The 13,911-nt window shown below is 37.8% G+C and carries 12 protein-coding genes and 1 pseudogene; 8 read left to right on the top strand and 5 right to left on the bottom strand.

Features of this window, described 5'->3' with window-relative positions:
• Positions 1–147: 147 nt before the first annotated feature.
• The 3 genes from rnjA to def all read right to left on the bottom strand — a co-directional run bounded on the left by rnjA (position 148) and on the right by def (position 3,016).
• A complete protein-coding gene (gene rnjA / locus BMX63_RS14090) occupies positions 148–1,815 on the bottom strand; it encodes a ribonuclease J1 (RefSeq protein ID WP_093136821.1) in 1,668 nt (555 codons plus the stop codon).
• The gene (locus tag BMX63_RS14085) at positions 1,816–2,025 is read right to left on the bottom strand and encodes a DNA-dependent RNA polymerase subunit epsilon (RefSeq protein WP_093136819.1); all 210 of its coding nucleotides are present in this window, start codon (positions 2,023–2,025) and stop codon (positions 1,816–1,818) included.
• A gap of 433 nt (positions 2,026–2,458) precedes the next feature.
• Positions 2,459–3,016, bottom strand: coding sequence for a peptide deformylase (gene def / locus BMX63_RS14080; protein ID WP_093136817.1), 558 nt, complete (start codon positions 3,014–3,016; stop codon positions 2,459–2,461).
• A gap of 164 nt (positions 3,017–3,180) precedes the next feature.
• Here def and BMX63_RS14075 point away from each other — a divergent pair, with 164 nt between their 5' ends.
• The 5 genes from BMX63_RS14075 (at position 3,181) to lpdA (ending at position 9,199) form a co-directional block, all read left to right on the top strand.
• Complete coding sequence (locus BMX63_RS14075; protein WP_093136816.1) at positions 3,181–3,957, top strand: YkyA family protein; 777 nt, start codon at positions 3,181–3,183, stop codon at positions 3,955–3,957.
• Between the two features lie 477 nt (positions 3,958–4,434).
• Positions 4,435–5,517 (top strand): pyruvate dehydrogenase (acetyl-transferring) E1 component subunit alpha, encoded by a 1,083-nt coding sequence (gene pdhA / locus BMX63_RS14070; protein WP_093136814.1) that lies wholly within the window; start codon positions 4,435–4,437, stop codon positions 5,515–5,517.
• A 3-nt stretch (positions 5,518–5,520) separates the two neighbouring features.
• The gene (locus BMX63_RS14065; protein WP_093136813.1) at positions 5,521–6,498 is read left to right on the top strand and encodes an alpha-ketoacid dehydrogenase subunit beta; all 978 of its coding nucleotides are present in this window, start codon (positions 5,521–5,523) and stop codon (positions 6,496–6,498) included.
• Positions 6,499–6,522: 24 nt separating this feature from the next.
• Complete coding sequence (locus BMX63_RS14060) at positions 6,523–7,785, top strand: dihydrolipoamide acetyltransferase family protein (protein WP_093136811.1); 1,263 nt, start codon at positions 6,523–6,525, stop codon at positions 7,783–7,785.
• A 4-nt stretch (positions 7,786–7,789) separates the two neighbouring features.
• Complete coding sequence (gene lpdA / locus BMX63_RS14055; protein WP_093136809.1) at positions 7,790–9,199, top strand: dihydrolipoyl dehydrogenase; 1,410 nt, start codon at positions 7,790–7,792, stop codon at positions 9,197–9,199.
• Positions 9,200–9,844: 645 nt separating this feature from the next.
• Here lpdA and BMX63_RS14045 read toward each other — a convergent pair.
• On the bottom strand, positions 9,845–11,389 hold the full coding sequence (locus BMX63_RS14045) for a glycine betaine uptake BCCT transporter (protein WP_093136805.1): 1,545 nt from the start codon (positions 11,387–11,389) through the stop codon (positions 9,845–9,847).
• 28 nt (positions 11,390–11,417) lie between these two features.
• Positions 11,418–12,473, bottom strand: coding sequence for an FUSC family protein (locus BMX63_RS14040; protein ID WP_093136803.1), 1,056 nt, complete (start codon positions 12,471–12,473; stop codon positions 11,418–11,420).
• A 156-nt stretch (positions 12,474–12,629) separates the two neighbouring features.
• On the opposite strand from BMX63_RS14040, the gene BMX63_RS18780 reads away from it, so the two are divergent.
• From BMX63_RS18780 to BMX63_RS14030, 3 genes and pseudogenes are all read left to right on the top strand, one after another.
• Positions 12,630–12,971, top strand: a complete 342-nt coding sequence (locus tag BMX63_RS18780; RefSeq protein WP_342733168.1) for a hypothetical protein — start codon at positions 12,630–12,632, stop codon at positions 12,969–12,971.
• A gap of 18 nt (positions 12,972–12,989) precedes the next feature.
• Positions 12,990–13,511, top strand: a pseudogene (locus BMX63_RS18775) (polysaccharide deacetylase family protein); the annotation flags it as partial.
• Between the two features lie 85 nt (positions 13,512–13,596).
• A partial coding sequence (locus BMX63_RS14030) for a helix-turn-helix domain-containing protein (RefSeq protein WP_143060169.1) occupies positions 13,597–13,911 on the top strand: 315 nt, incomplete at its 3' end.

The raw sequence follows: 13,911 nt of genomic DNA, 5'->3' as shown, positions 1-13,911 counted from the left end.
GTGTTTAATTTGATGATGATACATTTTCAACTGCGGCGGCTTAGCATTAAACGAAAGGAATAATGAAAAAAGCTTGTAGGAAACCAGGGGTTTCTCTACAAGCTAAAGCTGTCCCAATATGAGACAGCTTTACTATAATCCTGCCAATTATACTTCCATGATAATAGGCAGAATCATTGGCTTCCTTTTTGTTTTTTCATAAAGGAAGGGTGCAATGGTATCTGTAATTTCATTTTTGATTTCTGACCATTGGCTAGTACGTCGTTCCATTACTTTATCCAAGTGTTTGGAAACGAGCTTTTGTGCTTCTTTAATCAAATCTTCAGACTCTCTCATATATACAAATCCCCGAGAGATAATATCTGGACCTGAAGCAATCTTAAATTCCTTCATATTAATGCTTACCACAATAATTACTAGTCCTTCTTCTGATAGGATTCTGCGATCTCGAAGGACAATGTTTCCAATGTCTCCAATTCCACTACCATCGACATAAATCGAACCAGAAGGAATTTTACCGGCAAATGATGCATTGTCTTTTCCTAGTGCAAGTACATCACCATTATCTAAAATAAAGGAATCTTTTGGATCAACTCCACAATCACTCGCAAGCTTCATATGCTCAACTAACATACGGTATTCACCGTGTATTGGCATGAAGTATTTTGGCTTTAATAAACGAAGCATTAACTTTTGTTCTTCCTGGGATCCGTGTCCCGAGGTATGAATGTTGTTTAATGAGCCATGAATAACATCTGCTCCGGCACGGTATAACATGTTAATCATACGACTTACGCTGATTGTATTACCTGGGATTGGTGATGAGGAAAATACAACTGTATCACCAGGCTGAATTTGGATTTGTCTGTGAGAACCATTGGCAATGCGGGAAAGGGCTGCCATAGGTTCCCCTTGTGATCCTGTACATAGTATTGCCACTTCATTACTTGGGAGACGGTTAATTTGGGATGCCTCAATAAAGGTATCATCCGGTGCGTTAATGTACCCTAAATTTTTACCTACTTCAATATTTTTTTCCATACTACGTCCAAATACCGCAATTTTTCGATTATTTTCGATTGCTGCTTCTACAGCTTGTTGTAAGCGGTGGATATTGGAAGCAAAGGTTGCGAAAATAATTCTTCCTTCCACATTACTGAAAATTTCACGAATGCTCTGTCCAACAACGCGCTCAGATAGTGTAAAACCAGGAACTTCACTATTTGTACTATCTGATAGTAAACACAGAACTCCATCTTTTCCGATTTCTGCCATTTTTGTTAAATTAGCAGGTTCCCCAACAGGGGTAAAATCAAACTTAAAATCTCCTGTGTGTACAATGTTTCCTGGAGGGGTTTTGACAACAACGCCATAAGAATCAGGAATACTGTGTGTTGTTCGGAAAAAGGATACAGATGTTTTACGGAATTTAATCACATCGTCCTCATGAATGGTATGAAGTTTTGCATTCCGTAATAATCCATGTTCTTCTAATTTACTTTTTACTAAACCGATCGCAAGTTTACCCCCATAAATAGGGATATTTATTTCACGCAACAAATAAGGAATTCCACCAATGTGGTCCTCATGCCCGTGGGTGAGGAACAATCCCTTGATTTTATCCTGGTTTTGTACTAGGTAAGTATAATCTGGGATGACATAGTCAATTCCTAAGAGCTCATCTTCAGGGAATTTAATTCCTGCATCAACAAGAATGATTTCATCCTGGAACTGAATGCCATACGTGTTTTTACCGATTTCACCGAGACCACCTAGTGCAAATACCGCTGCTTGATCATTTTTGACGAATTTCATTTAGAGGTTCTCCACTTCAAAATCTTTTGAGCGTTTTTCATATTCTAAATGGTTTTCGGACAGTAGAATAATATGCTCGATATGCACATTGCGATAGGATAACTTTTTACGAATTTTACGTTCACTTTCTGCTTCCACATACATGGCTTGGGTCCGTTCTCTTACAGGAACTTCCTCCGGGTTTTCTTGATAAAGTACTTTGTAAATCATGTCGATCTCTCCTTACTAGATAAAAATTCATATCCTTGTTCCATTCAATCGTTGTTTTGGACATACGTGTATTCAATACTATTTAAGGTAATTTGGTACGGAGGAATACTATGCATATTTTTTTCGACCCAAAAGATCCTTCCAACGTCTTTTTAGCTTTTCTCTTAAACGTTTCAGTCTCATATCGAAGCTCCTTTCGTAAGTTTTGAAAAGCTAAGAAAAAACGCTATCTATTTTTTGCCGACCCTTTCCCAAGTACTTTTAGTATAATATGGTTTGCTTAAGAATGAAATAGATAAACATTAAAGTTTAAAAATTTTATTTTTATCTCACATTCCTTACACCTTTATCCTAACCAATAATACTAAGAAACATGAGTAAGAATTAGAAAAGCGAAGACGACTTGTTCGCCTTCGCTTTTCTTGCTCTTCCACTATTCCTGATCTACAGCCTTAGCATTCTCAGGAACATAAAATGGATTTTCTTTGTTAATGTGATCATAGAACATTACACCGTTTAAATGATCAATTTCGTGCTGAATAACAATAGCTGGATAACCCTTTAATCTTAATTTTACTTCATTTCCCTCCAGGTCAAATGCTTTTACGGTCACACGTGCGTGACGCGGAACAATACCTGGTACTTCCCGATCAACGCTTAAACATCCTTCGCCTCCTGAAAGGTAGCCTCCTTCAACAGAATGACTTACGATTCTAGGATTGAATAATCCGTAGCTGTATAATCTTCCTTTTAAGTCTTCCACGTGAATAGCAAGCATTCTTTTGTCTAATCCAAGCTGTGGTGCTGCTAGTCCAACACCAGGACGTAAATTATATTTTTGAGCCAGTTCTTCATCCTGACTATTCTTGATAAATTGAAGCATTTCTTTTAGTGTCTCCTGATCTTCTTTCGTTGGAGGAATAGGGACCTCTTTTGTTACGGTTCTAAGCATTGGATGGCCTTCACGAACTATATCATCCATTGTAATCATTGTTGACACTCCTCTATATTTCATTGTATCTATATTGTATATTATCACATTATAATCTGAAAATGTTTAAGAATAGAATACCTATTTTCATTCTAAAAATCATATTATAGAAAAAATAAGTATGGTATACTTATAATGAAGTAGCCATAAGGAGGAAGGGAAAGTTGCGAAAAGGAAAAGGAATTTTAGCAATGGTTTTCGTAATGTTCTTAATGGCCTCGTGTCAACAAAATCCTTCTGCTTCTGAACAAATGTACAATCATTTAGAAAAAGCAGTCGAGTTGGAAGATAACTTCGGGGAACAGCAAGAACAATTGGTTTCATTACAAAATGAAGAAAAAGCTCTATATGAACAAATTTTGGAATTGCCGGAAAGTAAAATGGAAAAAATAAAAGAGCTTTCAGATGAAGCTATTTCGATTTTGCAACAGCGAAAAGAGATTATTCAGTCTGAAAAGGAAAGTATTGATGAGGCAAAAAAAGAATTTGATAAGATGGAAGATGTGATTGAAGACTTGGAAACGGAAGAATTAACTTCTAAGGCAAACGAAATGAAAGAAGCTATGAACAACCGTTACAGTGCCCACGAAGAATTACATAAGACCTACCAGGAAGCCCTTCAACTTGATGAACAGTTATATAACATGTTAAAAGAAGAAGATTTAAAGATGGAGGACCTGGAAGCACAAGTGGAAAAAATTAATAAGAGCTACGAAAAATACACGGTAGCTAGGGAAGAATTTAATAAAGCCACTGAAAAATATAATGATTTAAAAGTTACGTTTTACAAAGCAACGGATTTAAATATTGTTTTTGAAGATGAGGGTAATCAAGAACAAAAGACAGATGAGAATTCTGAAGAGAAAAATCAGAACCAGGATAATGAAGAAAAAGAAAACACAGAGAAAAATCAGGAAGGCTCAAATCAGGATAAAAACTAACAAAACACCTAATCCTTTTGATGGGATTAGGTGTTTTGTTGTATACGGGGATTAATCTAAGGGGGAGGACATACAAAATATCTTTCTTAAAAATTTGAGAGAAATTAAAACAACAATAAATAGGTGAAAGTTTGCTCTATCGTTTTAAAATATAACAGATTGATCTCGAAACTAATACAGTTCAGCCTGATGTTAGTACAGTACAAGTGAAATAACCAGTTGTTATAAAACACTTCAAAGGTGCTATTTGGATTGTGCATAGGAGAATAAATTAAATATTTGACGTATACGATCGTTTGAGCTAAACTCAAATTGTACTAATGAAAAACACCTTTCATTATGTAACAGTTAATGACTGATTAATTCTCAAATGATTGAGAACGGAAAATACAAAAATCCTGAGTACTTCTCATCAGTTTTTGGGAAACCTACTAATGGAGATGATTTTTCTAAGGAAAGGATAGGTGACTGCAGTTGTTGAAAAATTCAATTGAAGACATCGAAAATCAATTTGAAATCATTCAGATTTTGAATGAAGAAGGCGAAATTGTAAATAAAGAGGAAATGCCTGATTTATCAGATGATGATTTGAAAGAACTAATGCGCCGTATGGTATATACACGAGTGCTTGATCAGCGTTCCATTGCTTTAAACCGTCAAGGACGACTAGGTTTCTATGCGCCAACAGCTGGACAAGAAGCTTCACAACTTGGGAGCCAATTTGCAATTGAAAAAGAAGATTACCTGTTACCAGCTTATCGTGATGTACCACAATTAATTTGGCAGGGTCTACCGCTTTCGAAAGCCTTTTTATTCTCACGTGGCCATTTCAAAGGAAATCAAATGCCAGAGGGTGTAAACGCCATGAGCCCGCAAATTATTATTGGTGCTCAATACATCCAGGCTGCCGGTGTAGGATTAGGCTTGAAAAAGCGTGGAGAAAAAGCCATTGCAATTACATATACAGGTGATGGCGGAGCTTCCCAGGGTGACTTCTATGAAGGAATAAACTTTGCAGGAGCTTATAAAGCAAATAATGTGTTTGTCGTACAAAACAACCAATTTGCGATTTCAGTTCCAGTAGAGAAGCAATCCGCTGCAAACACAGTAGCTCAAAAATCAGTTGCAGCTGGAATTCCAGGTGTACGTGTAGACGGCATGGATGTATTAGCTGTTTATAAAGCTGTTCGTGATGCAAGAGAACGTGCTATTAATGGTGAAGGTCCATCCCTAATTGAAACAGTAACTTATCGTTACGGTCCACATACTATGGCAGGGGACGACCCAACACGTTATCGTACGGAAGAATTAGATGATGAATGGGAGAAGAAAGATCCTTTAATCCGCTTCCGTAAGTACTTAGAAGCTAAGGGACTTTGGTCCGAAGAAGAAGAGAATAAAACGATTGAAACGGCTAAAGAGGAGATTAAAGCCGCTATTAAAGAAGCTGATGGAGTAGAAAAACAAAAAGTTACAGACCTTATTTCCATCATGCATGAAGAACTTCCGGCTAACTTAAAAGAGCAAATGGAAGAATATAAAGAGAAGGAGTCGAAGTAATCAATGGCACAAATGACGATGATTCAAGCGATTACTGATGCTATGCGTACGGAATTAAAAAATGACGAAAATGTATTAGTTTTCGGTGAAGACGTCGGTCAAAACGGCGGTGTGTTCCGTGCGACTGAAGGTTTACAAAAAGAATATGGCGAAGATCGTGTATTTGATACGCCACTTGCAGAGTCAGGTATTATTGGGTTATCTGTTGGTTTATCTACTCAAGGTTTTCGTCCTGTGCCTGAGATTCAATTCTTTGGCTTCGTTTATGAAGCAATGGATGCGATTAATGGTCAGGCAGCTCGTATGCGTTACCGCAGTGGAGGTACCAAAAATATACCCATAACAATCCGTTCTCCATTTGGTGGCGGTGTACACACTCCTGAATTACACGCAGACAGTTTAGAAGGTTTAATTGCACAACAACCGGGTGTAAGAGTCGTTATTCCTTCTACGCCATACGATGCAAAAGGATTATTAATTTCTTCTATTCGTAACAACGATCCTGTTGTTTACTTAGAACATATGAAGCTTTATCGTTCTTTCCGTGGTGAGGTTCCTGAGGAGGAATATACAGTAGACTTAGATAAAGCAGATATAAAACGTGAAGGTTCAGATATTACATTGATTGCATATGGTGCCATGGTACACTCTGCATTAAAGGCTGCAGACGAACTTGAAAAGGAAGGTATTAATGCTGAGGTTATTGACCTTCGTACAGTAAGCCCGGTAGATTACGATACCATCATTGAATCTGTTAAGAAAACCAATCGTGTCGTAATGATTCAAGAGGCTCAACGCCAAGCGGGAATTGGTGGACAAGTGATGTCAGAAATTCAAGAGCGTGCAATCTTACACTTAGAAGCTCCTGTATTAAGAGTAACGGCTCCAGATACCGTTTATCCTTTTACAGCTGCAGAAGAGGTATGGTTACCAGATCATCAGGATATTATTGAAAAGGCTAAACAAGCGATTAACTTTTAATAGATTATATAGGAGGGAAATCTAGTGGCCTTTAATTTTAAACTACCAGATATTGGTGAAGGTATACACGAAGGTGAAATTGTTAAATGGTTTTATAAACCTGGAGATGAAGTAAAAGAAGATGATGTACTATGTGAGGTACAAAATGATAAATCAGTAGTGGAAATTCCATCTCCAGTTGATGGTACCGTAACAGATATAAAAGTAAACGAAGGCGAAGTTGCAACTGTAGGTGAAACTCTAATTGTCTTTGATGCAGAAGGCTATGACGAAGAACCAGATACAGGTGCCGATGAACCAAATGATGAAGAACAACCACAAGAGGAAGCAAAAGAAGAACCAGCCCAAAAAGAAGAGGGAGAAGCTACAACAGGCGGACGTGTAATTGCAATGCCATCTGTACGTAAATATGCTCGTGACAAAGGTGTTACTATTCAAGAGGTTACGGGCTCTGGTAAAAACAATCGAGTTCTAAAAGAAGATATTGATCGTTACCTAAGCGGTGACCAGGCTGATACAGCACAAGATGCTGAGGAAGCTGAATCAGCAGCAGTAGGTACACAGCCTGTTACAACGGAAGGTCAATATCCAGAAACTCGCGAAAAAATGAGCGGAATCCGTCGTTCTATTGCCAAAGCTATGGTAAAATCAAAACAGACTGCACCGCATGTTACACTTATGGATGATGTGGATGTAACGGAGCTTGTAGCACACCGTAAGAAGTTTAAGCAGGCAGCATTAGATCAAGATATCAAGCTTACTTATCTTCCATATGTAGTAAGGGCACTTGTTTCAACACTTAAGAAATATCCAACATTGAACACATCCGTCGATAATGAAACAGACGAAATTATCCATAAGCATTACTACAACATTGGTATTGCGGCAGACACAGACAAAGGGCTACTTGTTCCTGTCGTAAAAGATGCTGACCGCAAATCTATCTTTGAAATCTCAGGTGAAATTAATGAATTAGCTGGCAAAGCTCGTGATGGTAAGCTTGCACCAGATGAAATGAAAGGTGCATCATGCACAATTACAAACATTGGTTCTGCTGGCGGTCAATGGTTCACTCCCGTTATTAACCAACCAGAAGTTGCTATCTTAGGTATTGGTCGAATCGCTGAAAAACCAGTTGTACGTGATGGAGAAGTAGTTGTTGCTCCAGTGCTTGCTTTATCATTAAGCTTTGACCACCGTATCATTGACGGTGCAACTGCTCAAGAAGCGTTGAACCATGTTAAACGCTTGTTGAATGATCCACAATTAATCATGATGGAGGCGTAATATTATGGTAGTAGGAGATTTTCCAGTTGAAGTAGACACTCTTGTTGTAGGAGCAGGTCCAGGCGGATACGTTGCAGCGATCCGCGCTGCTCAAATGGGGCAAAAGGTTACGATTGCTGACAAAGGAGATCTTGGTGGCGTTTGTTTAAACGTTGGTTGTATTCCATCTAAAGCCTTGATTTCTGCATCACATCGTTACGAAAATGCCAATCATTCTGATGACATGGGAATTACAGCCGAGAATGTATCTGTGGACTTTTCACAAGTTCAAAAATGGAAATCCGGTGTCGTTAACAAGCTTACAACCGGTGTTGAAGGTTTGCTTAAAGCAAATAAAGTAGACATCGTAAAAGGTGAAGTTTATTTCGTCGATGGGAACACGGCTAAAATTATGGATGAGAAAAATTCCCAAACTTATAAGTTTAACAATTGCATTATTGCTACTGGTTCTCGTCCGATTGAGCTTAAACCATTCCCATATTCAGATCGTGTATTAGACTCTACCGGTGCATTAAACCTATCTGAAATCCCTGAGAAGTTAGTTGTCATCGGTGGTGGGTACATTGGTTCTGAATTAGGAACTGCATATGCTAACTTTGGTACAGAAGTAACCGTTCTTGAAGGTACTGATGATATTCTTGGCGGTTTTGATAAGTCCATGACTTCTATTGTGAAGCGCCGTCTTAAGAAAAAAGGTGTTAATGTTATCACAAATGCAATGGCACAAGGTGTTGAAGAAAAGAAAGATGGCGTTACCGTGAAGTACGAAGTAGACGGTAAAGAAGAAACTGTTGATGCAGATTATGTATTAGTTACAGTTGGCCGTCGTCCAAACACTGATGAATTAGGTCTTGAACAAGCAGGTATAGAATTAACAGACAAAGGTCTTATTAAGATTGATAAGCAATGCCGTACGAATGTTTCTAACATCTATGCAATTGGTGATATTGTTGAAGGACCGCCACTTGCACATAAAGCATCTTATGAGGGTAAAATTGCAGCTGAAGCAATCAGTGGCGAATCATCTGAAATCGATTATTTAGGTATTCCAGCTGTTGCCTTTACAGATCCTGAACTCGCAAGCGTGGGATACACTGAAGATGCTGCAAAAGAAGATGGTTATGACGTTAAAGTTGCGAAATTCCCATATGCAGCAAACGGACGTGCGCTTTCTCTTAATGACACAGACGGTTTCGTACAACTTGTAACACGTAAAGATGACGGACTTGTTATTGGTGCACAAGTTGCCGGTGCGAATGCTAGTGATGTTATTGCTGAATTAGGTCTTGCCATTGAAGCAGGAATGACTGCTGAAGACATTTCGCTAACGATCCATGCTCATCCAACATTAGGCGAAATGACGATGGAATCTGCAGAAGTCGCACTAGGCATGCCAGTCCATGTACCAAAATAAAAATTATTTTAAGAAAGGCAATGTTAAAGCCTACTGTTGATTTTATACAAAGATAGTTGAAGCTTAAGTGCGCTAGACCCCTGCGGGAAGAGGGGGATAACGGGAGCCACTATAGGCATATCCCGAAACTCCCGGACCTCCGAGGAAAACGTGGGCACTGGAGCGGAAATCAACATCTATGTTTAACAGAGCCTTAAGAAAAAGCTGTTCCATTTGGAGCAGCTTTTTTTATGTAAACACTGCTGAACACTCTGTAATATAAGAAAAAGAAAGGAATACACGTTTTTCCCATAATTTTTGCTTGTGTTTCATACATATAAACCATACAGACGTTGAATTAGTGAGGAATGGTTAAAATGTATAAATGGACCTTTTTACAACTGCTTTTCATATTATGGAGTGTTTATCTTCTTACAACTTATTTATCAGCAAAAGATCACCCTTTAGTCAATGTTTTGTTTTTTATTTGGTTTTTAGGCTTAGCATTTTATGGGGGAAGATATTTTATATCGAGTGGGAAAGTCCGACTTCTTTATATTGGACTTGCATTTCTTGTGATTTACGGAGGCTATAAGCTTTGGCATGTCCTGACATAAAATTCCCCCTTGTCCTTTTGTGGAGCAAGGGGGCTGTTTATTTCCTACTTTATTCTTGTTTTTGTGCATGCCTTTTTCTTCGTTGAAGAGGATAATGTTTAGCTTCTTCGTCAAACTCTTTTAAGAGTGAGAATATAACTAAGAGTAAAATAAAGGTAAAAGGAAAAGCAGCTATAATGGAGGCGGTTTGTAATGCTCCTAAACCACCTTGCCATAACAGAACTGCAGCTGTTGCAGATTGAATAATCCCCCAGACAAATTTCACCTGTTTCCCGGGGTTTAGTTCCCCATTTGTTGTTTGCATCCCTAAAACAAAGGTAGCAGAGTCAGCTGATGTAATAAAAAAGCAACTGATTAGCAAAATGGCTAAAGTAGATGTAATAACGCTTATTGGAAACTCCTGTAATACGGTAAACAAGGCGATTTCATTACCTTGCTCATTGATAATATCAATGATATTTAACCCTTGGTAATATTCTAAAGAAATACCGGCTCCTCCAAATACCGTAAACCATAAAGCTCCAAAAATAGTTGGTACTAACAATACACCTAAGATAAATTCACGAACAGTTCTCCCGCGGGAAACACGGGCAATAAAGGTCCCTACGAAAGGTGCCCATGCAATCCACCATGCCCAGTAGAAAATTGTCCAGTCCTGAACCCAGGTACTATTTTCATCAAAAGGTGTCATTCGAAAGCTCATAGAAGGAAGATTTTGAACATAACTTCCTAAAGTAGTTGTAAATAGATCCATGATAAAATTTGTCGGGGCTGCAAATAAAAGAAATACCATGAGTAATATTGCAAGCAAAATGTTTGTATTACTCAAAATTCTAATCCCTTTGTTTAAACCTGTCATAGCGGAAAATAAAAATAATACGGTAACAATAGCTATGATGATTAATTGTAATCCCATACTGGTTTCAACATCATGAAATAAGAAACCTATTCCACCATTAATCTGTTGTGCACCTAAACCAAGGGAGGTAGCTACACCAAAAATAGTGGCAAATACTGCAATGAAGTTAACAGCCGTTCCCCAGCCACCTTTCATTCTATCTCCAAATAAGGGTTCTAAAATACTGCTAATTAAGCCTGGGGACTCTTTCCTAAATTGGAAATAAGCAAGCGCTAAGGCGAGAATCGAATAAATTGCCCATGGATGTAATCCCCAGTGGAAGAAGCTGTATCGTAAGGCCAGTTTGGCTGTGTCTTCTTCCTCTAAACCCATTTCAGGAGGGTTATGAAAGTGGGAGATAGGCTCTGCTGCACCCCAGAAAACCAGTCCAATTCCCATACCAGCACTAAATAACATGGCAAACCAGGTGAGATATGAATACTCGGGTTTATCTGTATCTTTTCCTAAAACGATATTTCCATATTTGGATGCTACAAGAAAAATCGCAAAAATTAAAAAGGCTGTAGCTGATAGTAAATAAAACCAACCAAACTTATCAACCAGGAAGCCTTGTACATTTGCCGTAACATTTTCTAAGGTCCAATCTCCAACAATATCATCAGGCATTATACCCCAGATAATAAAGAGTAAAGAGATGACTAAACTGATATAAAACACTTTGGATACTTTACCCATAGCTGATTAACTCCTCTGCTGTTATTTATTACTTATCATCTTCAATTTTTGACTGATTATGTGTCATCTGTTGAAGGTTTTCTAATACTTGGTGTAAAAATAACAGCTCATACAGAACAATAGTCTGGGGTGGCAGGTGTTCAGGAGATTCTATAGTTTGAATATGTTCCTCTTTCCAATGCCAAAATTCATTATTCAAATTTTCAATCCAGTCATAGTGCTCTTTTGAAATGGTGTGGCTGGGATTTTTCAGGATTTCTGCAACAGAAACAAAAATATTATGTAATAGTTTTTTTTCTTCACTACGAAAGGAATTCTCTTTTAAGTGTACAAAACGCAAATTCCCAATATGATCGATAATTTGCTGTAAGAAATTCAACTGCTTTTGCCACATGTGGACCTGACGAAAAGTATCTTTTGAATACTTATGATACCTCCATTCCTCACGTTGAAATGCAATCAGGCGATAAGTATGGTTGATATCCCGATTAATTTGCTGATATAAAAGTTTGTTTTTTTGCTTCTGATTGGTATTATGATCAAGTAAAAGATAACTGATATTTAAGCAAAGATTGGCCGACTTTTGAAAAAGGTTATTAATATTTTTATGAATGACATTTGTGTAGTCAGGAGGGATAAGAAAAAAGTTTACCCCCGTCGAAACGATAATTCCGATTGATGTTGTTGCTAACCGTACGAAGAATGAACCAAATGAATTACCATGAAAGTCAGGAATCATAGCAATCGCCGTAAGGGTCGCCACGACAATTCCTTCGTCTAATTTGAGCTTATGACAAATAGCAATGGTTAACATGGCTGCAAGGGCATAGGTTATGGCTGTTTTACCAAATGCTGTGTAAAAGGAGACGGATAAAAATGCCCCAATTGCTGAAGCAGGAAATCGGACAAAAGCTTTCTTAATGGAATCTGCTGCGGTATGCTCAATTGTAACGATGGCTGTCATGACTGCAAAGATGGCCGGAAAGTTAAAGATTTGACAAATTAGGGCTGTAATAAATACCGAAATTCCTGTTTTAATCGTTCGACCACCAAGCGGAAAATACTTTTTAATCGAGCTATGCATGAGTGTTTCCTCCTATATATCTATCCTACATGTATATAAATTTCTAAAATCAAATATAACATAAACAGAAACAAATTTAATTTCATGCCCCTTCCATTTAGGAATTCTTGTATAATAAAATGAAACGTTTTACAAACAACATAGGGGGAACTGAAGATGAAAAGACGAGCTGTATTGATGTTCTTTCTACTACTGGCTGTAACAGCATGTAGTATGAATGAAAACCAGGAGAATGAGAAAGAATCGGACAACCAGGAAGTAGTGGATGAGAAAGAACAGGCTGAAGCTGATAATCTTGAGCAGAAACATAAATCACAAACGGAAGACGGAGATCAAACGGAAGAATCTTCATCAGAAACCGAAACTTCGGAAAATGAAAAGAACAATAAAGAGCTGGATAAGGCAGAACCCACATATGAAGTTTCGGAAACATGGAATATCAAGCCTTTAGAAGAGGAAGCTAATGAGAAAGTCGTCTTATTAACGTTTGACGATTAACCGGATGAGCATGCAGTTGAAATGGCCAAAACGTTAAAAGAGCTAGATGCTCCAGCGATTTTCTTTGTAAATGGACATTTTATAGATACAAAAGAAGAGCAAAAGAAATTAAAAGAAATAGCAGATATGGGCTTTGCAATTGGAAATCATACGTTTAACCATACAAAATTGGATGATGTTTCCAAACAAAATCAACGGGATGAAATTGTGAAATTGAATGATTTAGTTGAAGAAGTAATAGGGGAAAGACCTAAATTTTTCAGGGCACCTAATGGCGTTAATACGGATTATGCAAGACAGGTTGTTAAAGAAGAAGGAATGACATTAATGAATTGGTCATATGGATATGACTTTATGAAAGACTATATGACAAAAGAAGCGATTGCCGATATTATGGTCAATACTGAACTCTTGTCCAATGGAGCTAATCTTCTCATGCATGATAGAGAATGGACGGCTGCTGCCCTAGAGGAAATTGTTACAGGGCTCCGTGAAAAAGGATATGAAATGGTTGATCCTCGATTGATTAAAACGCCATAGGACCGAATTTATACGAAAAAAAGCCTTCATATGATGAGCACCCCAAAAGTTAGACGAACTAATTCTAACTTTTGGGGTGTTTTTTGTGGTCAAATATGATGAAGGATTTAAGCAAAATGTAGTTAACGCTTATTTAGCTGGAGAAGGTGGATATGCTTCCTTGGCTAAAAGATTTGGAATTCGAAGTAAAACCAATATAAGAAAATGGGTCAGTGCTTTCCGACAGTTTGGGGAACAGGGTTTGACTACTAAAAAAGCATCTACGAATTATCCTGTTCAATTTAAATTAGATGTCATAAACTATAAGGTAAGAACAGGAGATTCCCTTGAAGATGTTGCTAGAAAATTTGGCATTACTGAACCGCCTTTGATTCTTAATTGGTTGAAAAAATGGCAAAAT

Origin of the sequence: Salinibacillus kushneri (genome assembly GCF_900111405.1) — a bacterium.
Lineage (GTDB): Bacteria > Bacillota > Bacilli > Bacillales > Alkalibacillaceae > Salinibacillus > Salinibacillus kushneri.
Note: the sequence above shows the minus strand (reverse complement) of the source record. Positions and strands in the feature narration are given on the sequence as shown.